This is a genomic window from Variovorax sp. F042 (genome assembly GCF_057814215.1).
In genome coordinates this window covers 181,008-203,875 of record NZ_JBVASX010000005.1, presented here as the reverse complement: position 1 = coordinate 203,875, position 22,868 = coordinate 181,008, and the positions used below count along the sequence as shown (strand labels likewise).

At 67.4% G+C, this 22,868-nt stretch carries 23 protein-coding genes and 1 tRNA gene; 7 read left to right on the top strand and 17 right to left on the bottom strand.

Annotation, left to right across the window (positions count from 1 at the left end):
- Window positions 1-5: 5 nt before the first annotated feature.
- Window positions 6-677 (bottom strand): nitroreductase, encoded by a 672-nt coding sequence (locus ACZYSP_RS18705; RefSeq protein ID WP_489015821.1) that lies wholly within the window; start codon window positions 675-677, stop codon window positions 6-8.
- Window positions 678-799: 122 nt separating this feature from the next.
- Between ACZYSP_RS18705 and ACZYSP_RS18700 the strand changes: the two genes are divergently transcribed.
- On the top strand, window positions 800-2,440 hold the full coding sequence (locus tag ACZYSP_RS18700; protein WP_489015819.1) for a 3-(methylthio)propionyl-CoA ligase: 1,641 nt from the start codon (window positions 800-802) through the stop codon (window positions 2,438-2,440).
- A 218-nt stretch (window positions 2,441-2,658) separates the two neighbouring features.
- On the opposite strand, the gene ACZYSP_RS18695 is transcribed toward ACZYSP_RS18700, so the two are convergent.
- The 6 genes from ACZYSP_RS18695 to ACZYSP_RS18670 form a co-directional block, all read right to left on the bottom strand.
- The gene (locus ACZYSP_RS18695) at window positions 2,659-3,111 is read right to left on the bottom strand and encodes a hypothetical protein (protein WP_093177370.1); all 453 of its coding nucleotides are present in this window, start codon (window positions 3,109-3,111) and stop codon (window positions 2,659-2,661) included.
- A gap of 334 nt (window positions 3,112-3,445) precedes the next feature.
- Window positions 3,446-3,922 carry a copper chaperone PCu(A)C gene (locus ACZYSP_RS18690; protein WP_489015817.1) on the bottom strand — a complete coding sequence of 159 codons (477 nt, stop codon included), beginning with the start codon at window positions 3,920-3,922 and terminating at the stop codon, window positions 3,446-3,448.
- 33 nt (window positions 3,923-3,955) lie between these two features.
- Window positions 3,956-4,582 (bottom strand): SCO family protein, encoded by a 627-nt coding sequence (locus tag ACZYSP_RS18685; RefSeq protein WP_489015815.1) that lies wholly within the window; start codon window positions 4,580-4,582, stop codon window positions 3,956-3,958.
- A gap of 115 nt (window positions 4,583-4,697) precedes the next feature.
- On the bottom strand, window positions 4,698-5,102 hold the full coding sequence (locus ACZYSP_RS18680; RefSeq protein WP_489015814.1) for a DUF2946 family protein: 405 nt from the start codon (window positions 5,100-5,102) through the stop codon (window positions 4,698-4,700).
- Window positions 5,103-5,182: 80 nt separating this feature from the next.
- Window positions 5,183-5,259 (bottom strand) — tRNA-Met (locus tag ACZYSP_RS18675).
- A 54-nt stretch (window positions 5,260-5,313) separates the two neighbouring features.
- Window positions 5,314-6,813: a vWA domain-containing protein gene (locus ACZYSP_RS18670; protein ID WP_489015812.1), complete on the bottom strand. Its 1,500-nt coding sequence runs from the start codon at window positions 6,811-6,813 to the stop codon at window positions 5,314-5,316.
- A gap of 136 nt (window positions 6,814-6,949) precedes the next feature.
- On the opposite strand from ACZYSP_RS18670, the gene ACZYSP_RS18665 reads away from it, so the two are divergent.
- Window positions 6,950-7,615: a sigma-70 family RNA polymerase sigma factor gene (locus ACZYSP_RS18665; protein WP_489015810.1), complete on the top strand. Its 666-nt coding sequence runs from the start codon at window positions 6,950-6,952 to the stop codon at window positions 7,613-7,615.
- On the top strand, window positions 7,612-8,841 hold the full coding sequence (locus tag ACZYSP_RS18660; RefSeq protein WP_489015808.1) for a hypothetical protein: 1,230 nt from the start codon (window positions 7,612-7,614) through the stop codon (window positions 8,839-8,841). The genes ACZYSP_RS18665 and ACZYSP_RS18660 overlap by 4 nt, the downstream gene beginning before the upstream one ends.
- Before the next feature lie 5 nt (window positions 8,842-8,846).
- Here ACZYSP_RS18660 and ACZYSP_RS18655 read toward each other — a convergent pair whose 3' ends face one another.
- Complete coding sequence (locus ACZYSP_RS18655; protein ID WP_093078457.1) at window positions 8,847-9,626, bottom strand: enoyl-CoA hydratase; 780 nt, start codon at window positions 9,624-9,626, stop codon at window positions 8,847-8,849.
- Between the two features lie 98 nt (window positions 9,627-9,724).
- Here ACZYSP_RS18655 and ACZYSP_RS18650 point away from each other — a divergent pair, with 98 nt between their 5' ends.
- Complete coding sequence (locus ACZYSP_RS18650) at window positions 9,725-10,060, top strand: SMR family transporter (RefSeq protein WP_489015806.1); 336 nt, start codon at window positions 9,725-9,727, stop codon at window positions 10,058-10,060.
- A 73-nt stretch (window positions 10,061-10,133) separates the two neighbouring features.
- Window positions 10,134-10,721, top strand: coding sequence for a DUF2325 domain-containing protein (locus ACZYSP_RS18645; protein ID WP_489015804.1), 588 nt, complete (start codon window positions 10,134-10,136; stop codon window positions 10,719-10,721).
- Here ACZYSP_RS18645 and ACZYSP_RS18640 read toward each other — a convergent pair.
- Genes ACZYSP_RS18640 through ACZYSP_RS18630 form a run of 3 tightly spaced genes read right to left on the bottom strand, consistent with a single transcriptional unit; the run spans window position 10,718 to window position 14,456 of the window.
- On the bottom strand, window positions 10,718-12,565 hold the full coding sequence (locus ACZYSP_RS18640; RefSeq protein WP_489015802.1) for a M61 family metallopeptidase: 1,848 nt from the start codon (window positions 12,563-12,565) through the stop codon (window positions 10,718-10,720). The genes ACZYSP_RS18645 and ACZYSP_RS18640 overlap by 4 nt on opposite strands.
- The gene (locus ACZYSP_RS18635; RefSeq protein ID WP_489015800.1) at window positions 12,565-13,287 is read right to left on the bottom strand and encodes a DsbC family protein; all 723 of its coding nucleotides are present in this window, start codon (window positions 13,285-13,287) and stop codon (window positions 12,565-12,567) included. The genes ACZYSP_RS18640 and ACZYSP_RS18635 overlap by 1 nt, the downstream gene beginning before the upstream one ends.
- 41 nt (window positions 13,288-13,328) lie before the next feature.
- Window positions 13,329-14,456 (bottom strand): FAD-dependent monooxygenase, encoded by a 1,128-nt coding sequence (locus tag ACZYSP_RS18630; RefSeq protein ID WP_489015797.1) that lies wholly within the window; start codon window positions 14,454-14,456, stop codon window positions 13,329-13,331.
- A 118-nt stretch (window positions 14,457-14,574) separates the two neighbouring features.
- Here ACZYSP_RS18630 and ACZYSP_RS18625 point away from each other — a divergent pair, with 118 nt between their 5' ends.
- Window positions 14,575-15,456 carry an MOSC domain-containing protein gene (locus ACZYSP_RS18625; protein WP_307615870.1) on the top strand — a complete coding sequence of 294 codons (882 nt, stop codon included), beginning with the start codon at window positions 14,575-14,577 and terminating at the stop codon, window positions 15,454-15,456.
- Window positions 15,457-15,475: 19 nt separating this feature from the next.
- Here the strand turns inward: ACZYSP_RS18625 and rbsD are convergent, their stop codons facing one another.
- The 6 genes from rbsD to ACZYSP_RS18595 are packed head-to-tail and all read right to left on the bottom strand — an operon-like array spanning window position 15,476 to window position 21,540.
- On the bottom strand, window positions 15,476-15,868 hold the full coding sequence (gene rbsD, locus ACZYSP_RS18620) for a D-ribose pyranase (protein WP_093056648.1): 393 nt from the start codon (window positions 15,866-15,868) through the stop codon (window positions 15,476-15,478).
- Window positions 15,865-16,833 (bottom strand): ribokinase, encoded by a 969-nt coding sequence (rbsK, locus tag ACZYSP_RS18615; RefSeq protein WP_489015794.1) that lies wholly within the window; start codon window positions 16,831-16,833, stop codon window positions 15,865-15,867. Before rbsK ends, rbsD begins: the two co-directional genes overlap by 4 nt.
- The gene (locus ACZYSP_RS18610) at window positions 16,830-17,921 is read right to left on the bottom strand and encodes a LacI family DNA-binding transcriptional regulator (RefSeq protein WP_093056646.1); all 1,092 of its coding nucleotides are present in this window, start codon (window positions 17,919-17,921) and stop codon (window positions 16,830-16,832) included. The genes rbsK and ACZYSP_RS18610 overlap by 4 nt, the downstream gene beginning before the upstream one ends.
- Window positions 17,922-17,957: 36 nt before the next feature.
- Window positions 17,958-18,953, bottom strand: coding sequence for an ABC transporter permease (locus tag ACZYSP_RS18605; RefSeq protein ID WP_489015792.1), 996 nt, complete (start codon window positions 18,951-18,953; stop codon window positions 17,958-17,960).
- Entirely contained in the window at window positions 18,950-20,542 is a 1,593-nt protein-coding gene (locus ACZYSP_RS18600) for a sugar ABC transporter ATP-binding protein (RefSeq protein WP_093056644.1), read from the bottom strand. Before ACZYSP_RS18600 ends, ACZYSP_RS18605 begins: the two co-directional genes overlap by 4 nt.
- 44 nt (window positions 20,543-20,586) lie before the next feature.
- On the bottom strand, window positions 20,587-21,540 hold the full coding sequence (locus ACZYSP_RS18595; RefSeq protein WP_093056643.1) for a sugar ABC transporter substrate-binding protein: 954 nt from the start codon (window positions 21,538-21,540) through the stop codon (window positions 20,587-20,589).
- 208 nt (window positions 21,541-21,748) lie between these two features.
- Here ACZYSP_RS18595 and ychF point away from each other — a divergent pair, with 208 nt between their 5' ends.
- Entirely contained in the window at window positions 21,749-22,840 is a 1,092-nt protein-coding gene (ychF, locus tag ACZYSP_RS18590; protein WP_093056642.1) for a redox-regulated ATPase YchF, read from the top strand.
- Window positions 22,841-22,868 lie beyond the last annotated feature (28 nt).

Sequence of the window (22,868 nt, the reverse complement as noted above, 5' to 3'; positions counted from 1 at the left end):
TGGATTCAGATGCCGACGAACTCGGCCACGTCGGTCAGCGGTGCGCGCTCGGTCACCAGCGCATCGAGCGGGCGGCTGCGGTCCGCATAGCCGATGGACATGCCAGTGAACAGCATGCGCTCGGGTGGCAGCGCGATGAACTGGCCGATGGTCTGCGGGTAGATCGCCCAGCACTCCTGCGGGCAGCTGTCGAGCCCTTCTCCGCGCAGCAGCAGCATCACGTTCTGCAGCATCATCCCCAGGTCGGACCACTGTGGCGGGCCCATGCGGCGGTCGACGCTGCAGAACAGCGCCAGCGGCGCGCCGAAGAACTGGTAGTTGCGCGCAAACCATTCGCGGCGCGCGGCCTTGTCTTCGCGCGGAATGCCCAGGCGCGCATACATTGCCTCGCCCACGGCGAAGCGGCGGTCGCGATACGGCGCTGCAAGCTCGCGCGGGTAGATGTCGTACTCGCTGCCTTCGCCGGTGGGCGCCTCCTGCACGCGCGTGCGCATGATCGCCTTGAGCTCGGCGAGTTTTTCTCCGCCCACCACATGCAGATGCCATGGCTGCAGGTTGCCGCCCGAAGGCGCGCGCAGCGCCTGCTCGACGACGCGGCGGATGACGTCGCCGGGCACCGGCGTGTCGAGAAAGTCGCGCACCGAGCGGCGGGTGGCGATGGCGTCCTGAACGTTCATGCAAAAGTCCTCTTGAAAGGCCATGCTAGGGGCAACCCTCGAACGACCTCAATCGTCCGTTCCGACGATGCGGCGCTGAGTGGCGGCTGCCTAGCATCGCCCCAGCGTACAGGAGACAAAACATGTTCGGATTGATGCAAGACCACCCGCTGCTGATCTCGTCGCTCATCGATCACGCAGCCACCTTCCACCCGCATGCCGAAGTCGTGGGTCGCACGGTGGAGGGGCCGGTGCATCGCACCAACTACGCGGAGATACAGCGCCGCGCCAAGCAGGTGGCCAACGCGCTGACGACGCTGGGCATCGAACCCGGCGACCGCGTGGGCACGCTCGCGTGGAACACTTATCGCCACCTGGCGCTGTACTTCGGCGTGTCGGGTTCTGGCGCGGTGCTGCACACGGTGAACCCGCGGCTCTTTCCGGAGCAGGTCGACTACATCGTCAACCACGCCGAAGACAAGGTGCTGTTCTTCGATGCCAACTTCGCTCCGCTGGTCGAGAAGCTCGCGCCCGGCCTGAAGTCGGTGCGCGCCTTCATCGCGATGACCGACCGCGCCCACATGCCCGCCATCGACGTGCCCAACCTGCTGTGCTACGACGAGCTCATCGGCGCGCAGAGCGAGAGCTACTCCTGGCCCGAGTTCGACGAGCGCACTGCCTCGTCGCTTTGCTACACCTCGGGCACCACCGGCAACCCGAAGGGCGTGCTGTATTCGCACCGCTCGACCGTGCTGCACTCGCTGATGGAATGTGCCCCCGACACCTTCGGCGTCAACTCGCAGATGACGCTGCTGCTCGCGGTGCCCATGTTCCACGCCAACGCATGGGGCATGCCGTATGCAGCCGCGATGACCGGCATGAAGCTCGTCATGCCCGGCCCGCACATGGACGGCCAGAGCCTGTACGAGCTGATGCGCGACGAGAAGGTCGGCTTCTCGCAGGCCGTGCCCACCATCTGGCTCATGCTGTTCCAGTACTTCGACGCGCACCCCGAAATCGACACGCGCGCCATTGGCCTGAAGCGCATCGGCGTGGGGGGCGCGGCCACGCCGCGCAGCATGATCGAACGCTTCGAGCGCGACTTCGGCGCCGACTTCGTGCAGGGCTGGGGTATGACCGAGACCAGCCCCATCGGCGTGATCGGCAACCTGCTGCCCAAGCATTTGTCGATGCCGAAGGAAGAACAGATGCGCGTGAAGATGCGCCAGGGCCGCGGCGTGTGGGGCGTGGAGCTGAAGATCGTCGGCGAGGACGGCCAGCGCCTGCCGCACGACGGCAAGGCCTTCGGCCATCTGCACGTGCGCGGCCCATGGATTGCGAGCGGCTACTTCAAGAGCGAGGGCGGCCCGGTGCTCGACGCCGAAGGTTTCTTTCCGACCGGCGACGTCGCCAACATCGACGAAGACGGCTACGTGCAACTGGTCGATCGCGCGAAGGACGTCATCAAGTCGGGTGGCGAATGGATTTCTTCCATCGACCTGGAGAACGCCGCGAGCATGCACCCGGCCGTGGCCGAAGCGGCGGTGATCGGCATCGCGCATCCGAAGTGGCAGGAGCGTCCGCTGCTCATCGTGGTGAAGCGTGCTGGCGCCGAAGTCACTCGCGAGGAACTGCTCACTTTCCTCGCGCAGCGCGTCGTGAAGTGGTGGCTACCGGAAGACGTGGTCTTCGTCGACACGCTGCCGCATACAGCCACCGGCAAGCTGCTGAAGACCAAGCTGCGCGAGCAGTTCAAAGGTTACGTTGCGACGACATCTGTTTGACGGTTTGATGACTTGTTAGATTTTTCTGTGGACAACTCTGTGAGTTGTGGGTGGAGGCGCAGAGGCGAAGCGAGGATTGGCGTGGCTTCCCATCACGTTGCCTGTTGAATAGGCAGCCCTTCGATGGGGGAGGCCGAAAGGCATAGGGTGGGCGCGTATGTATACAAACAGGAGGGGCAGTCGGCATCGACTCCCTCCGCAAACTGGACACCGCGAAACTAGCTGGTGCCCCGCGCCAGCTGAGCCCGCCCGAACGGCGTGATACGCCGGATCACCGCCAGCTCCTGCGGCTCGCGGCTCTCCTTCCACGCCAGCACCGGGCTGATCGCGGCATCGACGAACCCGGCCTGCTTCAGCGCCTCGATGCAGTTGATCTCCTGCGCGTCGTCCACGCGAAGCGGGAATGTCGAACGTTCGATCATGCGCAGGTAGTGCAGCGGTTCGATGCCCGTGCGTGCCGGCTTCGGTGGTGCGTCGGTGTTGCTGGCGTTGCGACCGCGCAGGTTGTCGATCTCGGCGTGCCCCTCGTCGGTGATGCAGACCACCAGCGCCGCCTGCGCCAGCCTGTAGCTGCCCCCGGTGTCGAAAGCAGGGTCGATGGCGGCCTCGATCAGGCCGGTTGCTTTCAGGACGGAAACGCGTCGCACGTCCTGCGCGTCCGTCACGTGCATTGGCAGGCGAGCATGCTCCAAATGAAGAAGGTAACTGAGCGGCACCGAAGATCCCCTGTCTACGTATCCCTCGGCCCTCATGCCGCGTCATGCCGTCCAGCCAAAGCAGGGACGGCAAGAACGCCCCCGACTTCCTGGACAACTCATGCGCCCCGGACCAATCCAGCCCGCGAGGGTGTTGGTCGAGAAGGGTGTGAATTGTGAATATTTGTCAACAATTCTTGTAGGACGGCCGGTCGAGCGCCATCACCGAAACAGGGTATTTCCTCTGGCCGGGTTCTGGGGTTTCAGGATCGGCTGCGTTGGCGCGGCCGACCCTCGACGCGTTCGCTCCTCAGTGCTTGTGGCTACCGTGCCCCGCGGGTTGCGCAGAGGCATTGAGCGCCCGCACCGGTGCCTTCACCTCGACCGATTCGCGCTTGCCGTCCTTGCCTTCGAACACCAGCGTGAGCGGCACGGTGTCGCCTTCCTTCACCTGCTGCTTGAGGTCGAGCAGCATCACGTGATAGCCGCCGGGCTTGAGCTCGACGGTCTTGCCGGCGGGCAGGTCGAGCGCAGGGATCTGGCGCATGCGCATCACGTTGTCCTGCATGGCCATTTCGTGCACCTCAACGATGGGCGTGACGGGCGAGCTGGCCGAGACCAGTTTGGTGTCTTTCGCAGCGCTGAGCTGCATGAACGCGCCGGTGGTCTTCTGCTGCGGCACGGTGGCGCGCACCCACGCGTCCTTGATGGTGACCTGGGCGTGCGCGTGTGCGGCGAGCAATGTGGCGATGGCGATGAGGAGGGTGTGTGCGATGGGGTTTTTCATGGATGAAATCTCCTGAGGTTGAAGCGATGGAAGTCAGGCGGATGCGGTCTGAAAAATCTGGCGGAGGTCTTGCGCGCATTCTTCCGCGCTCTGTTCGTGGCGCAGCACAAGGCGGATCTTTCCCTTCGGGTCGAACACGTAGCTGAAGGCCGAGTGGTCCATGGTGTACGAGGAGCCCGTGGGCACTTTCTTGTAGAACACCTTGAAGTCTTTCGCGGTCTCGCTGGTTCGCTGCATGTCGCCATAGAGGCCTATGAAGCTGGGGTCGAAGGCCTGCGTGTAGGCCTTGAGCACGACAGGCAGATCGCGCTCGGGGTCGACGGTGACGAAGATCACCTGAAGGCGCTCGCCGTCTGCACCGAGTAGTCGCTTTATCTCTGCCGCGCGCACGAGTGCTGTGGGGCACACGTCGGGGCACTGGGTGAAGCCGAAGAACATCATCACTGCCTTGCCCTTGAAGTCGGCCAGTGTGCGTTCATGGCCGTCCGCGTCGGTCAAACGGAAATCCTGCGCGTATCTGGCGCCGGTGATGTCGACGCCGTTGAAGCTGGCGGGCAGCACCTTGTCGCAGGCCGCGAGGGTCGTGAGGGTCGTGAGCGCGGCGAGGCTGCCGGCGGAAAGCAGCAGGAATCGCCTTGTTGGATGGGGGGTGTGGATCATGGAAAAGCTCTCTTCGGCACGGGTGCGTGTGCCGACGAATTCATTGCAGGAACGCACGCGACGAGCGAGCCTCGACCGAGGCGGCCGCATCGCGCGCGCAAGAACTGAAGAAGCGTCAGGAGAGCGAAGGAGGCCCGCGCGCCGGCAAGGGTGCAGCGGTGACCGCGGCGATGTGCGCGGACGGAATCGGCTGGACTGCGCGAGCCAGCGGCATGAGCGCGGGCAGCTCGACGGTGGGCGTTGTCACGGGCGGGGCGCCGTTGAGCACGCACAGCGGGCAGTCCATGTGGCCCGCACCCAGCTCTTGCGCGCCGTCGTCGGTGTGCACGATGGCCTTCACCGAACCGGCGTTCGAGCAGACCAATTCCACGGTCTGCGGATGCACGACCGGAGAAGCGATGGCCACGCCAAGCGACAGCGCGAACCACAGCAGCACCCAGCGGATCAGGCCCACGCCCGGATGCCGCAAGCCCGCGCGGGCGGCGGGTGGGTTCGGTGTGGCGAGGGAAGGCGCGAGCATCGGCGCGGATTATCGGTCAGCATGCCCGGCAAAGAAAAAAGCCTTGTAAGTCGTTGACTCACAAGGCTTTTTCGTTTTGTTGGTGGCTCTTCACGGACTCGAACCGCGGACCTGTGGATTATGATTCCATCGCTCTAACCGACTGAGCTAAAGAGCCGTCAGTGCTGATTTGCACCGAGCCCAAAATTATAGCCCAGGCTGAGGGCCCAGTTCAACCACCCGCGGGCAACTTGCCCAATTCTTCGGAAACCAGCCGCACGATCAGCTTGTCCAGCGTCTGCACCGAGTAGTTGCCGACGTCATGCACGGTCTGCGTTCCCGGGCCGCTCGCCGGGTTCGTCGCTTCCTTGTAGGTCAGGAACACGAAGCGCCCGCCGGTGTATTGCGCGATCTGGCGCTGGATGTATTCGCCCTGCTTGTCGAGCCCCGATGCGCCCACGCTCAACACCTTGATACCCTTGCCCAGCGCGGCGACCATGTCGTCGTCGTACTGCGGACCGCCGTAGTCGAGGTGCGGCGGCGCATCGGCCAGCAGCACCACGAGGCGCGTGGTGCCGTTGCCGCGCCAGCTCATCTTGTGGATGGTTTCGTTCAGGGCCTCGTTCATCGCCTCGGGGTAGTCGCCGCCGCCTGCAGCACGCAGCGCATCGAGCACGCCCTGGAAGGCGTTGAGGTCGTTGGTGAAGTCGTGGCGGCGCACGAGAAATTCGTCAGAGCGGTCGCGATACGCCACCAGGCCGAAACAGGTGTCGGGGCGGCTCGGCAGTTTGGCGACCTGGTCGGCGATGGTGCGCAGCGTGGTCTTGAGCTTCGCGATCTCGTCGTCCATCGAGCCGGTGGCGTCGATCAGGAAGACCAGGTCGAGCCTGGCGCGCGCGGGGGCAGCGCCGGGCTTGCCGTCGAGCACGACGTCGACGGCGTTCTTCTGGCCGCGCTGCAGGAAGGCGGTGCTCTGGCGGCCGTTCCTGCGCACGGTCACTTCGTACACCGGGCTCTGCGCCTTGTCGAATGCGTTCGGATGCAGCCAGGCGCGCCCGCCCGCATCGGTGCGGGCCCACATGGCGGCGCCGTTCGCGGCCTGCACCGCCACTTCGGCATCGGGCACGACCGCGCCGCGGGCGTCGCGCACCTGGAGGAGGTAGCGCGCGCTGATGTCGCGCTCACGGTGGACGACCTGCGTGCGACCGCGGAAGGCCAGGTATTCGCTGAAGTCGGCGTTGTCGTCGACCATGCCGGCGGTGACGGGTTCGTTGGCGGGGCGCGGGGCTTGGGCCGGTGGCTGAAGGCCGCCGCTTATGCGCGGCGCTGCGGGCGCGGCCGGCGCAGCAGCTTCAGCGATGGCGCTGGCAAGGGGCTCGGCGGCGGGTGCCGGCATTGATTTCGCGGCCGAGACCGACGGCGAGCCGGGCCGGCGCAGGCTGTAGTCCTTCATCGCGTCGGTGTCCGCAAGCTCGCGCCGGTCGCGTGCGACGCGCGCGATGCCCGGTGTCTCGTAGGTCTGGACTGGCCTCGCGCAGTGCGTGGCCGACGGCGCCTCGAAGTTCGGCACCGTCTGCGCCACCTGCAGGCGGCTGTCGGGTGCGGGCGTGGGCCAGCGCGTGGCGCCGGCAACGGCAGGGGGCTCGGTGGCGCCGCAGGCGGCCAGGAGCAGTTGGGCACACAGCAGTACGACGAGCGGGCGGCGAAACCTGGGAACGAAAGCTTGGGTCATGAAAGCACTCCGGGTGGTTGAGTGCAGGCTGATACGGCCGACCACCGCCAGCGGGGTTGAGCCTCGTCGACTTTTTTTGCCGCCCCGAACCCCGGCGCGGTCCGCCGCCCGTACAAGCTGGGGTGAAAATCCTCCGATGTCCGCGCTTCCCCGCGCCCCTTCCGCCAAGAACGCCCCCGAGCGCCAGGCCATGCCCGACGACCAGTTGATGCTGGCCTACGCGCAGGGCGACGCCGCCGCGTTCGACGTGCTCTACGCGCGCCACGAAGGCGGACTGTTCCGCTTCGTCAAGCGGCTGCTGGGCGCGCGGCTCGTGGCGCAGGCCGACGAGGTATTCCAGGACACCTGGGTGCGGATCATCTCGGCGCGCGACAGCTTTTCGCCGCAGGGCGCGACGTGGCGCACCTGGGCCTTCACCATCGCGCACAACCTGGCGATGGACCGGCTGCGTGTGAGCGGGCGCGAAGTGACGCTCGATGCGCACCCGGACGATGACAGCGAACCCGTGCCCATGCTCGACCGCGGCGTGCGCGGGGCCGTCGATGCGGCGGCGCACCCGTCGGCCGAAGAGCTGGCGTTCTGGCGTGCCGCGGGCCGTCGCCTGCTGGCTTGCCTCGACGAACTGCCGGCCGATCAACGCGCCGCGTTCCTGCTGCACCATGAAGACGGCCTGACCGTCGAGGCGCTGGCCGCGAGCCTGGAGATCGGTTTCGAGACCGTGCGCAGCCGCCTGCGCTATGGCTTGCAAAAACTGCGCGGGTGCATGGAGCGCTATCTGTCGGTGCTGGAGCAACGGGCATGAGCGGCAACAACACCAAGTTCGACGACGACAACAACGGCGATCTGCGCGACCCCGCGCTGCGCCGCGCGCTGGACCATGCGCCCGACAGCGATGCCAGGCCCGATCCGCGCACGCGCGACGCGATCCTGAAGATGGCGCACAACCTTGCCGAGGCGCCGGTGACAGCCAGCCCTGCCGCCAACAGCGCGAGCGCCGCGCCGTGGTGGCGACGCCTCTTCGGCGGTGGCGGTGAGCCGCGTGCGCGCATGCCGTGGAACGCGGCTTTCGCGACGGTGCTGGTGGCTGGTTTCGTGGCGGTGCTGTGGCATCGCGAGCCTGTGCCCGATGCGCGACTCGATGGTGAAGCCCGCGTGGGCGGGGCGACTGCGCAAGCGCCGGCGCCGGTGGCGCCGCCTGCAACGGCTCCGGCGCAAGCGTCCGCGGAGGCCGCGCCTCCAGCCGAAGCGCCGGCAGCCGCCGCCGCGCCGCCACCAGTCGTTGCGCAAGCCCCCGTAGCGCCTGCCGCGGAGCAACGCGCCAAGGCCCCGGCCCCGCGCGATTCTTCTTCCCCGAAAAAGGCGGCCGATGCGGCGAGCGCAGATGCTCTCCAGCGTGCCGCGCCGAAGCCATCTCTCAAGCAGGCGGCTCCTGCGCCCGTCGCGCCCGCCGAGCCGGTCACACCTTCGACACCGCCCGCCATCGTGGCCGAGCAATCCGCACCCGCACCCGTCTTGCGCGATGAACGCCGCGAAGCCCCCGTGGAAAACGAACGGCGAAGCGCTTATGCAGCAGGAGCGCCGGCAGCGCCACCGCCACCAGCCGCCGCACCCGCGAACCAGGACAGCGCCAACGCCGAGGTTTCCGGCGGACTGCGTTCGACCGCGCCGGGCGCTGCCGCCAAGGCCATGACAAGGCCTCGGAGCGCAGCGGCGTCTTTCTCGGCGCTGGAGCGATGGACGTCCTTCAACTTCACGCGTTCAGGCGCCAGCGTGCGCCACGAGCGCGGCGACATCGAAGGCTTGCCGGCGCTCGTGAGCACCGTGGCGCGTTCGGCCACGTCGCCCGACGAACCGCTCGCCGCACCGGTTGAGGCGCGGCTCGAGCTGTACCGGGGCAATGCGCCGGTCGCCGTGCTGGAAATCGCCGGCGGCCAGGTGCGCTGGACATCGCAGCCCGGCGGCGCGGCTCTCGTCGGCACGCCGCCAGCGCAGGCGCTCGACGCGCTGCGCTCGCTGCTTACGCGCTGATCAGATCAGGCGTTCTTGAAATCCGGCGCGCGCTTGTTGAGGAAGGCGTCCATGCCTTCCTTCTGGTCGACGGTGGCGAACAGCGCGTGGAACAGTCGGCGCTCGAACATCACGCCGTCGCTCAGGCCGCTTTCGAAGGCGCGGTTGACCGATTCCTTCGCCGCCATCACCGAGATCTGCGAGTAGCCACAGATGATCAGCGCCGCGCCCAGCGCCTCGTCGGCGAGCTTTTCGAAAGGCACCACGCGGCTCACGAGGCCGGCGCGTTCGGCTTCGGCGGCGTCCATCATGCGGGCCGTGAGCACCATGTCCATGGCCTTGCTCTTGCCCACTGCGCGTGGCAGGCGCTGCGTGCCCCCGGCGCCGGGGATCACGCCGATCTTGATTTCGGGCTGGCCGAACTTCGCGTTGTCGGCCGCGATGATGAAGTCGCACATCATCGCCAGCTCGCAGCCGCCGCCCAGCGCGAAGCCGGCCACCGCGCCAATCACCGGCTTGCGGATCGAGCGGATGGTTTCCCAGTTGCGCGTGATGTAGTCGCCTTTGTAGGTGTCGATGAAGCTGTACTTGGCCATCGCCGCGATGTCTGCGCCGGCCGCGAAGGCGCGCTCGCTGCCCGTGAGGATGATGCAGCCGATGGCGTCGTCCGCATCGAAGGCCTTCAGGGCCTGGCCCAGCTCGGTCATGAGCGCGTCGTTGAGCGCATTCAGGGCCTTCGGGCGGTTGAGGGTGATGATGCCGACCTTGCCTGCTTCGGTCCGCACTTCGATGTTTTCGTAGCTCATGGTGTCTCCGGGGGAAGGGGAAGAAAAACGCGCTTCACTATACCCAGCATGGCCGGCGCGGGTGGCGGGGCATTGCGAGTTCCCATAGAGTGCCCGCCATGAGTTCCAACTACGCCTACCTGTTCGTCGCCATCGTGGCCGAAGTGATCGCCACCAGTTTCCTCAAGGGGTCCGAGGGCTTCACCCGGCTGTGGCCCACGCTGGCCTCGGTGGTGGGCTATGTGATTGCGTTCTTCTTTCTCTCGCTCACGCTGCGCACCATCCCCACGGGCATCGCCTATGCGATCTGGTCCGGCGTGGGCATCGTGCTGATCTCGCTGGTGGGCTGGCTGTGGTTCGGGCAGAAGCTCGATGGGCCGGCCATTGCGGGGCTCGGGCTGATCATCGCGGGCGTGGTGGTGGTAAACGTGTTTTCCAAGTCGGTTTCCCACTGAGCGACCCCGCTCGGCACATGTGGCTTTTAGTTGAGAATTATTCTCATCTAGAATGCCCGCCATGGAGTTCCCGATGCAAGAACATGCCGTGTTGCTGCGGGCCTATGCCCGCGTGCAGGAGCGCTGCTCGCGCCTGCTGGTCGAGCAGGCCGCGCTCGTCGAAAGGCTCGAAGCGCAGATCGTGCGTTTGCGCGGCGCGCTGGTGGCGCGCGACTCGGCCATTGCCATCGTGCGCGAAGAGCTCGCGGTGCGTGCCGCCGTAGGCGGGGCGCTGCCGAAGCGGCTGAGCGCGCTGCTGTCGCCGGGCAGCAAGCGCCATCTGATGATGCCGCCCGAGCCGCAGGCGCCCGCCGATCTGCGTGAGAAGGCCGTGCTGTGCGTCGGCCATGAAGACGAGGCGCCTTCGCTCGCGCGCCAGCTGGTCGAGATTGCCGGCGGCCGCTACCTGCACCACGACGGCGGAGACGATGCGGACGATCCCGCGCTCGAAGCCAGCCTGCGCGCGGCCGATCTCGTGATCTGCCAGACCGGCTGCGTGAGCCACGGTGCCTACTGGCGCGTGCAAGACCACTGCCGACGCACCGGCAAGCCCTGCGTACTGGTGGGCGAGCCGCAGCCGATGATCTTTGTGCGGCAGCCGACTGCGGCGGAAAACGCCTAGCCGGCCAACCAGCCCGCCACCTTCGTGGCGTCGTGCGAGAACAGGCGCCAGGTGGTCACACCGACAGGCAACACCAGCGGCAGCCTGATCAGCTTGCGGTCGCGCGCCACGATGGCCGTGCACTTCGTCGCATCGCCCAGGTACAGCGCCAGGTCGTCGAGCTTGGCGATGCGCCAGGCCTGCGCAGGCTGCTGCTGGCCCTTCTTGCCGGCAGCAGGCAACTCGATGCCGATCCACTCGTCGTTTGCGGAGAAGCCGGCCTTCTCGGCCGCCCCGCCCCGCAACACCACCTTCACCTGAACGCTGCCATTGGCCTCGGCCACGCGCAGGCCCAACGCCTGCGCCTGCTGCGACGGGTCCTCCAGCGTGGCAACGCCGTGCGCGCGCAGCAGTTGCGCGAGCGGAAGCTCCTCGGTCGAATGCACCCAGCGCGCCAGCTCCAGCGCATACGAGCGGCCGCTCACGGCCTCGAGCGCCGCTGCAATGTCGGCCTCGCTGATCGGCCCGCCACTGCTGTGCGTCCACAGGTGGCGCATCACGTCGTCGAGCGAGCCCTTGCCTTCATGGCGCAGCGTGAGGTCGAAGCAAAGCGCCACCAGCGCGCCCTTGGTGTAGTAGCTCACCGTGCTGTTGGGCGTCTGCTCGTCCTGGCGGTAGTACTTGACCCAGGCGTCGAAGCTCGCGTCAGCCACCGGCTGCACCAGTCGGCCCGGCGTCTGCATGACCTGGTTGATGGTCTTGTTCAGCAGGCGCAGGTAGGCTGCGTCGTCGATGCGACCGGCGCGGCGCAGCAGCAGGTCGTCGTAGTAGCTGGTGAAGCCTTCGAAGAACCACAGCAGCTGCGTGTAGTTCTCCTGGCTGTAGTCGTAGCGCGCGAACTCGGCCGGCCGCATGCGCTTGACGTTCCAGGTGTGGAAGTACTCGTGGCTGATGAGGCCCATCAGCGTGGTGTAGCCGTCGGGCTGCTTCTTCTTTTCGCCGCGCTGCGGAAGGTCGCGGCGGTTGCAGATCAGCGCGGTGGAATGGCGGTGTTCGAGCCCGCCATAACCGTCGTCGACGGCGTTGAGCATGAACACGTAGCGGTCGATCGGCGGCTTCGGTCCGCCGCGCTTGCCGACCTTGTCGCCGTGCCAGAAGCGCATCTCGGCTTCGCAGATCGCCTTTGTGTCGGCGATCAACCTCTCGCCATCGAAGGATGCAGCGGCACCGGCAATCACGAAGCGGTGCGGCACGCCGCAGGCTTCGAATTCGGCACTCCAGAAGGTACCCAGCTCGACCGGGCTGTCGGCCAGCTCGTCGTAGCCTGATGCGTGGTAGTTGCCGAAGCCATGCTTGTCGGCCTTCAGCGGCACGAGCGCGGTGGCGCACGACCAGCGCGCGGCGTCGTCGGCCAGCTTGGGTGCGACGATCTCCAGCGCATGCGGCGCCTCGGTCTGGCCTTCTACGCGCAGGCAAACGCTGGTGCCGTTGAAGAAGCCGCGTTCGGCATCGAGCCAGGCGGTGCGCACCGAGTTGTCGTACGCGCAGACCTGGTAGTGCAGCACCAACGGCTGGCCGGGCGTGCATTCGACGAGCCAGCTGCATTTGTCGAGCTGCATCAGCGCCGGCTTGCGGCGGCCCTGCGTGGCGCGCAGGCCCTGCAGGTTCTTGGCGAATTCGCGGACCAGGTAGCTACCGGGAATCCACACCGGCAGCGACACGTGCTGCTGCGCGGCGGGCGCGTCGATGGTGAGCGTCACGGCAAAGAGATGCGCGTGCAGGTCCGCGCATTCGACGCGATAGCGCACGCCGGCCACGGGTGCGGCGACAGCGGCGGCGCGCCGCGAAACGGTCTTCGTCGCCATCAGCTGGACGAAGCAGCGAGTTGCTTCTCGACCTGCTCTGCGGGAATGGCGCCGGGCGTGCGCGTACCGTCGCTGAAGATCAGCGTGGGCGTGCCTGTGATGTTGTACTTGCGGCCGAACTCGACGTTGCGCTGCAGCGCGGTCACGTCGCAGCCGTTAGGCGCGGTGGTGGGACGGGTGCTCGACTCCATCCAGTCGCCCCAGGCCTTGCTCTTGTCCTTGCTGCACCAGATGTCGCGCGACTTGATGTTCGAATCGGGGCCGAGCACCGGGTACAGGAACAGGTACACGGTGACGTTGTCGACCGTCTTCATGTCCTTCTCGAAGCGCTTGCAGTAGCCGCAGTTCGGGTCTTCGAACACCGCGAGCTTGCGCTTGCCGTTGCCGCGCACGATCTTGATCGAGTCCTTCAGCGGCAACTGGTCGAAGGCGACCGCGCTGAGTTTTTCCACGCGCTCTTCGGTCAGGTTCTTGCGCGACTTCACGTCGATCAGGTTGCCCTGGATGAGGTAGTTGCCCTGCTCGTCGGTGTAGAAGATCTGCGAGCCGTTCACGCGCACTTCGTAGACACCCGGAATCGGCGACTTCGACACTTCGTCGATGGCCGGGAACTGCGGAATGCGTGCGGGCAGGTTCTTGCGGATCTCGGCTTCGCCGGCTGTGGCGGCCGCGACCGCGCCCAGCGTGCAGGCGGCGAGTAAGAGGTTGCGTACGAGTGTCATCGGGAGATCCGTTGGTTCGGTTCTAAAAGAGGGGCGGGGTGTCAGGCCTTCAGGCCCATGGCCTGCGCCGTGATCCAGCGCTTGACGAGGCGCGTGCGGTCGAAGCCGCGCATGCCCCAGTTGCGCAATGCAGGAAGCGGACCCAGGTTGTGCGCAAAGAGTTGCTGCAGCCCGTCGGTCGCCAGGCTCATCTGCAGCACGTCGGCGCGGCGGGCGCGTTCGTAGCGGCGCAGCAGGCGCGCATCGCCCACGCTGCGCCAGTAGTCGCGGTTCTTGATCACGTCGGCCAGCGCGGCCGCATCGGCCAGGCCCAGGTTCAGGCCCTGGCCCGCGAGCGGGTGCACAGTGTGGGCCGCATCGCCCGCCAGTGCCCAGGAGCGGTTCGGCTGCCCGGGCATGGCGCCGGTCCAGCGGTCGGCGATGGCGCGGGCCAGCGGCCAGGCGCCGCGCTCGCTCGTGAGCTTGAGCGCGCCGAGCGCGTTGTGGCTGGCTTCGGTGATGGCGGCGTTGAATTCGTCGTTGCCCTGCGCGAGCAGTTCGGGCGCGCGCAACTGGTCGACCGACCACACCAGCGCGACCGTCTTGCCGTGCGCGCCGCCGAGCGGCAGCAGCGCGAGCACTTCGCCCTTGTCGTTGAACCACTGGCGCGCGATGCCGTCGTGCGACTGCCCGGCCTCCAGGCGCGCCGCGATCGCATGCTGCGGATAGCGCGTGACCTCGTAGCTCACGCCGAGGGCTTCGCGCGTGGTGCTGGCCTTGCCTTCGCACACCACGGTGAGTGGGGCTGCCACCGGCTCGGTCACCACTTCGATCAGGGGCTGAAAGCGCACCGCGTCGGCCAGTTGCTGTTCGAGCGCGGGCACGTCGACGATCCAGGCCAGCGCGTCGACCTTCTGGCGCGCGGCGCTGAACTGCACCCGGCCGCCTTCGTCGCCATGCACGAGCATCTCGCGCACGGCCGTGGCATGGGCCCCATCGGGCCAGGCGCGCAGCGATTCGAGCAGCGTGCGGGAGGCGGTGTTGAGCGCGTAGGCGCGGATGTCTTCCTTGCCCTGCGTGGCCGGCGGCACCACCAGCGCGACGCGCACACGCTCGCGCGCGAGCAGCAGGGCCAGCGTACGGCCGACGATGCCGGCGCCGCGAATGCAAACTTCTGGGGGGAGGGCCATGAATCGATTGTAGGAGTTGCCCGCCAGCCCGCGCCCGGCGCCTTTCCCCCGGGGTGCCAAGGTCTTCCGGCTGCCGCGATGCGGGACAATTGCGGCCGAATTCCAAGGAACCCCCACCGTGTCCCAGCCCGCTTTCGACCTCGAAGCCACCATCGCGCGCCTGTTCGTCTACCCGGTCAAGTCCTGCGCCGGGGTCGAGCTTCCCGAAATGCTGCTGACCGAGACCGGCCTGGAGTTCGACCGGGCCTGGATGGTGGTCGACGCCCAGGGCGAATTCGTCTCCCAGCGGCAGCTGCCGCGCATGGCGCTGATCAAGCCGCAGATGAAGCACATGGAAGTGGTGCTGCGCGCCCCCGGCATGCTGGCGCTGCACCTGGCTTTCGACCGGGTCGAGAAGCCGGTGCGGGTGCGCGTGTGGAAGGACGACGTGGCTGCCTACGACATGGGCGACATCGCCGCACAGTGGTTCAGCGACTTTCTCTCCGAACCCGGCAAGCCGCAGACCCTGCGCCTCGTGCGCTTCGACCCCGAGCACAAGCGCCTGTCGAGCATGAAGTGGACCGACGGCGTCGAAGCGCAGACCCAGTTCGCCGACGGCTACGCGCTGCTGGTGGCGAGCGAGGGCTCGCTGGCGGAACTCAACGAACGCCTCGCGGCGCAGGGCCACGGTGCAGTGGGCATCGAGCGCTTCCGTCCCAACATCGTGCTGGCGGGCATCGAGTCGCACGACGAAGACCGGGTCGACGCGCTGCACATCACGACCGGCGAAGGCGAGGCCGAGCTGCGCCCCGTCAAGCCCTGCACGCGCTGCCCGATTCCCGACATCGATCCGGCCACGGCCCTCAGCAGCCCCGAGGTCGGCGACACGCTGCGTACCTACCGCGCCGACGCGCGGGTGGATGGCGGCATCACCTTCGGCATGAACTGCATCGTGATCCAGGGCGTGGAGCACATGCTCAAGGTCGGGCAGGCGGTGGGCGCGAACTACAAGTTCGAGTGACCGGCGCCAGGCCGGCGCTTCAGAACTTCACTCCGGCGATCAGGATGATGTTCGCGTAGGGCGTGCATTCGCCCGTGCGCACGACGGCGCGCGCCTTTGCCGTGCGGCGCTTGAATTCTTCGTGCGACACCGTCTGCGGCGCGATCCCCAGCGACTGCGGATACCAGCTCGGCAGCTTCTTCGCATCGCCCAGCGCCTCGTCGGCCACCACGATGCCTTCCACCTGCATTTCCGACAGCACGGCCTGCAGCACGTCGGTGAGCTGCGGCACGCCGCGCGCCACGGCGAGGTCGATGCGGCGCGGGCCGTCGGGAATCGGCAGGCCGGCGTCGCCAAGCACGAGCATGTCGCCATGGCCCAGCGAAGCGATCACATGGGACAGTTCGGCATGCAGCAGGGGGGAGCGTTTCACAGCTTGATCCAGTCGGGAGGCAGGGGGCTGCGCAGCACGGCGTCGCGCTGCGGAATGGAAGGTTGGGCGCCGGGCTGCTGGATGCACAGCGCGGCAGCGCGGATGCCCAGGCGCACGGCTTCGTCGAAGGGCTGGCCTTCGCCCAGTGCGACTGCGAGCGCGCCCAGGAAGGTGTCGCCGGCGGCCGTGGTGTCGACCGCCTGCACCTTCGGCGCGGGATGGTGACGCGCGCCGTCGGCATCGACTGCCACGGCGCCACGCGCGCCGAGCGTGACGACCACGCGCGCAATGCCCTTGGCGCGCAGGGCCTGGCCGGCCTGGGCCGCTTCCTGCGGACTGTCGGCGGACTGGCCGCACAGCGTCTGCGCCTCGATCTCGTTGACGACCAGCGTGTCGATCTGCGGCCACAGCGGTTCGGCGATCGCCTGCACCGGCGACGGGTTGAGCAACACCTTGCAGCCCGCACCATGCGCCACCGCGATGGCGCGCGCGACCTGGTCCATCGGCGTCTCGAACTGCGTCACGAGGAAGGCCGCGCCCTGCACCTGCTGCTTCAGCGCAGCCTCGTCAATCTTGACCCGGGCGTTGGCGCCGGGAATCATCACGATGCGGTTCTGGCCGCTGTCCTCCACGAGGATCAGCGCCGTGCCGGTCGGCTCGCCCGCCACGGTGCGCAGCGCGGCGGTGTCGATGCCGTCACGCTCCAATGCCTGGCGCAGCGACTGGCCGTGCGCGTCGTCGCCGACGCAGCCGATCATTTGCACCTGGCCGCCTTCGCGCGCGCAGCTCACCGCCTGGTTGGCGCCCTTGCCGCCGGGAATGTTGGCGATGGAATGGCCCAGCAGGGTTTCGCCCGCGGCCGGCGCGTGCGGCACACGCAGCACCAGGTCCATGTTGAGGCTGCCGAGCACCACGATGCGCGGCGCCTGGATGGAACTGGTGGAAGAAGAAGGCTTCAGGCTCACGGGGTGCGGGACTTTCGGGTTTCCGTTGAAGGCGTTTCGGTCGCGACGGGTGCGGCGGGCTCGCGGAAGCTCGCGTGCCGCGCGGTCGAGGCGCGCACTCGCAGCTCGGGCTGCAGCACCACCTTGCGCGCGTCGCGCCGCTTGCCGCCGACGCGTTCGAGCAGCATGTCGACCGCCAACGCGCCGATGCGCTCCTTGGGCTGCGCCACGGTGGTGAGCGGGGGGCTTGTGTAGGCCGAGAGTTCGATGTCGTCGAAGCCGACGATCGAGAGTTCGTCGGGCACCCGCACGCCGCTTTCATGCGCGGCACGCAGCGCGCCGATGGCCATCAGGTCGTTGCAGACGAACACGGCCGAGGGCTTGCGCTCGGTGCGAAGAATGGCGTGCATCGCCTCGTAGCCGCCCTGGCTGGTGAAGCCGCCGCGCCACAGCAGCGCTTCGGCATTCGCGATGTCGGGCGTTGCGCCGGTCTCGGCCAGCGCCATGCGCCAGCCCTCGATGCGCTGCTCGCTCGGCATCACGCCCACCGGCCCGCCGATGCAGGCAATGCGCTTGTGGCCGAGCGACAGCAGGTGCCGCACCGCGAGCAGGCCGCCCTGCATGTGCGCGGTTTCCACCAGGTCGCAGGCCGGGTCGGCGATCTCGCGGTCGACCAGCACCGTGGGCATGCGCAGGCCGCGCAATTGCTTCATGAGGGAGTCGTCGTCGCCCGCGCCGGTCGACACCACGATCAGTCCGTCGATGCGGCGCTCGGCCAGCACCTGCAGGTAGACGCTCTGGCGGTGAGGCTCGTCGTCGGTGTTGCACAGCACCAGCGTGTAGCCGGCGCCGAAGCAGCGGTCTTCCACGATGCGCACGATCTCGGCGAAGTAGGGGTTCGAGCTGTTGGGAATCAGCATGCCCAGCGTCGAGGTGGTGTTGCTCTTCAGGCTGCGCGCCATCGCGTTGGGCACGTAGCCCAGCTCGCGGATGGCGAGCTCCACGCGCTCGCGCACCTTGGCGCTCACGTGGCGGGTGTCGTTGACCACGTGCGACACGGTGGTGACGGACACATCCGCCTTGAGTGCGACGTCCTTGATGGTGGCCATGGCTTTTCCTGTTCCTGGTGGGGCGGGATGCTGTCGTCAGGCCAGGCGGCGGTCGGCACGGCGCTGGCGGAGGGTGTCGATGATCACCGCCACCACGATCACGACGCCGGTGATGATGCGTTTGCTCGGCTCGCTCGCCCCAACCTGCGCGAGGCCGGCTTCGAGTACCGCGATGATCAGCACGCCGAAGAAGGTGTTGATCACCGAGCCGCGCCCGCCCATGAGGCTGGTGCCGCCGATGACCACGGCAGCGATCACCTGCAGCTCGATGCCGACGCCGGCATTGGGGTCGGCCGCTTCGAGGCGCGCCGATTGCATCAGCCCTGCGAGCCCGGCCAGCAGCCCGGTAACGGCGAACACGATGATGCGGATGGGGCGCGGGTCGACGCCCGCCAGGCGCATGGCTTCTTCATTTGTGCCGATGCCCACCACGTGGCGGCCGAACACCGTGCGCGTGAGCACCATCTGCCCGATGACCACCAGCACCACCGCCAGCACGAAGGCGGCCGAGATGCCGCCGATCCACGGCGCGGCCAGGCCCGAGATGGCGTCGCCCACGTACTGCGTGCGCGAATCGGTCACGAGGTAGGCGCCGCCGCGCACCGCTTCGAGCATGCCCAGCGAGACGATGAAGCTCGGCAGCCGCCATGCGACCGACACCGCGCCCGTGACCGTGCCGCAGATGAGCCCGGTAACGAGGCCGAGCACTGCGGCCACAGGCACCGAGAGCTTCCATTCGAGGATGGCCGCCGCCGTGACGGCCGCGCTCAGCGCCAGCACCGAGCCGACGGACAGGTCGATGCCCGCGATGATCAGCACGAAGGTCATGCCGACCGCCATCACGGCCAGTGCGGGAATTTCATTCGCGATGGAGACGAAGGTTTCGCGCGTCAGGAAGTATTCGCTCAGCGAACCGAAGAGCGCGATCATGCCCACGAGCACGACCGTCAGGCCCAGGTAGGTGCCGAGCTGGCCCTTGAGTGCGGAGGGCGAGGCCGGCGGGTTTTGTTTGGTGGAGGCTTCGGCGTTCATTGTGTGTCGGCGGTGACCGGGGTCGAATCGGAAACGGGGGATACCGTCGGCGGGCTGGCGGCGCGTCCTGTCGCGTCGCTGAATGCTGCCGCCAGCAGCGATTGTTCGGTCCACTCGCCGCGCTCGAACACCGCGACCAGCCGGCCGGCGCTCATCACGCCGATGCGGTCGCACATGGCCATCAGTTCGCGCAGGTCGCTCGACACCATCAGCAGCGCCTTGCCGGCGTCGGTCATGCGGTCGAGTTCGGCGTACAGGTCGGCGCGCGCGCCCACGTCCACGCCGCGCGTGGGCTCGTCGAGCAGCAGCACCTTGCATTCGCGGTGCAGCCAGCGTGCGAACACCACCTTCTGCTGGTTGCCGCCGCTGAGCGTGGCAACCGGTTGTTCGATGCTGCGCGAACGGATGCGCAGCAGTTCCACCAGCTTCTGCGCAATGCTGCGCTCTTTGGCGCGCTGCAGCCAGCCGGCGTGCGAGATAGCGCCAAGATCGCTCAGCGTGGCGTTGACGCGGATCGATTGCGTCAGCAGCAGGCCCTGCGACTTGCGGTCTTCGGTGACGAGGCCGATGCCCGCGCGGATGGCCTGCATCGGCGAGCGCCAGCCCTTGCGCGCGTGCTTCGTGGGCTGGCCGTTTTCATAAAGGGTGATCTCGCCGCGGTCGGCGCGGTCGGCGCCGAACAGCAGCCGCACCAGTTCGGTCCGGCCCGAGCCGACCAGGCCGGCCAGGCCCATGACTTCGCCCGCGCGCAGGTCGATGTCGACGTCGCGCACGACCTGCGCCCGGCCGATGCCGCGCGCGCTCAGCAACACGGGGCCCGCCACGCGGCGGTCGCGGCCCTCGTGCTCGTGCACCGCACGGCCGACCATGCGCTGCACCAGTTCGGATTCGCGCACGCCGGCCATGGCGCGCACGTCCACCAGCCGGCCGTCGCGCAGCACCGCGACGCGGTCGGCGATGCGCTGCAGTTCCTCGAGGCGGTGCGACACGTACACGATGGCCACGCCGCGCGCCTTCAGCAGCTCGATCTGCTCGAACAGGTGCGAGGTTTCGCGCGGGGTGAGCATGGCGGTGGGCTCGTCGAGCACCAGCACGCGCGTGTCGTCCTGCAGGTTGCGCGCGATCTCCACCATCTGCTGCTGGCCGATGCCCAGCCGCGCCACGGGCGTGGCCGGGTCGATGTTTTCCATGCCGATCTTGGCGAGCTGGCGCGCGGCCAGCTCGTGCAGCTTGCTGCGGCGGATCCAGCCGGTCTTGTTGGGCAGCCGGTCGAGCAGCAGGTTCTCGGCCACCGACAGCGTGGTGACGAGGCCGAGTTCCTGCATGACCATGCGCACGCCCAGCCGCTCGGCGTCGCGGCGCGAACCGGGCGCAAAGGGCTTGCCGTCGAGCAGCATCTGGCCGCGCGTGGGCTGCACCAGGCCGCAGACGATCTTCGACAGGGTGCTCTTGCCGGCGCCGTTCTCGCCCGTGAGGGCCAGCACTTCGCCGGCATTGAGCACGAGCGAGACGTCGTCCAGCACCGGCGCCGCATAGTCCTTGCCCATGGCGCTCAGCGAGAGCACGGGCATGGCCGTTGTGAGATTCATGGCGGCGGATGCTGTCAACGTCTGTACTTTCTCTTGCTGCGTGCTTACTTCGAGTCTTTGGTGACCAGCACCACGTCGGTCTTCACTTCGGCGGGCATCTCCGACTGCTTCTTCTTGTCGGCGATGGCCTTCAGCGCGGTCTCGATGCCGAACACGGCCTGCTTGGCGGCGAACTGGTCGGCGGTGGCGAGCACGCGACCGTCCTTCAGCATCGGCTTGATGGCGCCGATGTTGTCGTAGCCCACCACCAGCACCTTGCCGGTCTTGCCCGCGGCCTTGACCGCAGCCACGGCGCCCAGCGCCATGCTGTCGTTGCCGGCGAGCAGGGCCTTCAGGTCGGGGTGCTCGCGCATCATGCCGGCGGCCACGGTGTTGCCCTTGTCGATTTCCCACTGGCCGGACTGCACGCCCACCACCGTCACGCCGGCGGCCTTCATTGCGTCCTGGTAGCCCAGCGTGCGCTGCTGCGCATTGAAGGTGGTCGACACGCCTTCGATGATGCCGACCTTGTCGCCCGCCTTCAGCTCCTTGGCGAGCGCATCGCCCACCAGCTTGGCTCCGGCGCGGTTGTCGGGGCCCACGAACGGCACCAGGATGCCCTTTTCCTTCAGTGCGGCACCGTCGAGCTGGTTGTCGATGTTGACCACCAGGATGCCCTTGTCGATGGCCGCCTTGATCACCGGCACCAGCGCCTTCGAATCGGCCGGAGCGATGACCAGCGCGTTGATCTTCTGCGCCACCATCTGCTCGACCATCTTGATCTGGGCGGAGGTGTCGGTCTCGTCCTTGATGCCGTTGGCCACCAGCGTGTATTCGGCGGCATGGGCCTTCTGGTGCGCCTTGGCGCCGTCTTCCATGGTGCGGAAGAACTCGTTGGCCAGCGACTTCATGACCAGCGCGACCTTGGGCTTGTCCTGGGCGAGGGCGGGTGTTCCGGCCATGGCGCCCAGCAGCGTGAGTGCGGCGGCGCTTTGCAGGGTACGGCGGGTGAACTTCATGGTGAATGTCTCCTGAGGTGGTTGATCAGAACGGTGCGCCGGTCTTTGCCGGGGGCCCCGATGTTAGCTGAGGGAAACGTTTGCGCAAACGTTTGCCGGTCGGTGCTAACCCTGAGGTTTTGAGCAAGCAAATGCGAGCTCGAAGACCTGCCGGACGGGCCTGCAACTATGCTCGCCTAAAATCGCGGGTTACCCAAGAGGACCTCCCATGAGTTTGCAATGCGGCATCGTCGGCCTGCCCAACGTCGGTAAATCCACCCTTTTCAATGCGTTGACCAAGGCCGGCATCGCGGCGGAAAACTATCCGTTCTGCACCATCGAGCCCAACGTGGGCGTGGTGGAAGTGCCCGACCCCCGTCTCGCGCAACTGAGCGAGATCGTCAAGCCCGAGCGCGTGGTGCCTGCCATCGTCGAGTTCGTCGACATCGCCGGCCTGGTGGCCGGTGCCAGCACCGGCGAAGGCCTGGGCAACAAGTTTCTGGCGCACATCCGCGAGACCGACGCCACCGTCAACGTGGTGCGCTGCTTCGACGACGAGAACGTGATCCACGTGGCCGGCAAGGTCGACCCGATCTCCGACATCGAAGTGATCCAGACCGAACTTTGCCTGGCCGACCTGGCCACGGTCGAGAAGGCGCTGCACCGTCACACCAAGGTGGCCCGTTCCGGCGACAAGGACGCGCAAAAGCTCGTCGGCCTGCTCGAGCGCTGCCAGGCCGCGCTGAACGAGAACACGCCGGTGCGCGCGCTCGACTTCACCAAGGAAGAGCTGCCGCTGGTCAAGAGCTTCACGCTGATCACCGCCAAGCCCGCGATGTTCGTGGGCAACGTGGCGGAAGACGGCTTCGAGAACAACCCGTATCTCGACCGCCTGCGCGAATACGCGGCCAAGCAGGGCGCGCCCGTGGTCGCCATCTGCGCCAAGATCGAAGCCGACCTGGCCGAGATGGACGACGAAGACAAGAAGATGTTCCTCGCCGAGATCGGCCAGGAAGAGCCGGGCCTGAACCGCCTGATCCGCGCGGCCTTCAAGCTGCTGGGCCTGCAAACGTATTTCACCGCTGGCGTGAAGGAAGTGCGTGCATGGACCATCCACATCGGCGACACCGGCCCGCAGGCGGCCGGCGTGATCCACGGCGACTTCGAGAAGGGCTACATCCGCGCCCAGACCATCGCGTTCGAGGACTACATCGCCTTCAAGGGCGAGCAGGGCGCGAAGGACGCGGGGAAGATGCGTTCTGAAGGCAAGGAATACGTCGTGAAAGATGGCGACGTGATGAACTTCCTGTTCAGCTCCTGACGCCACTCTCCCGAGCGAAATGCTCCGT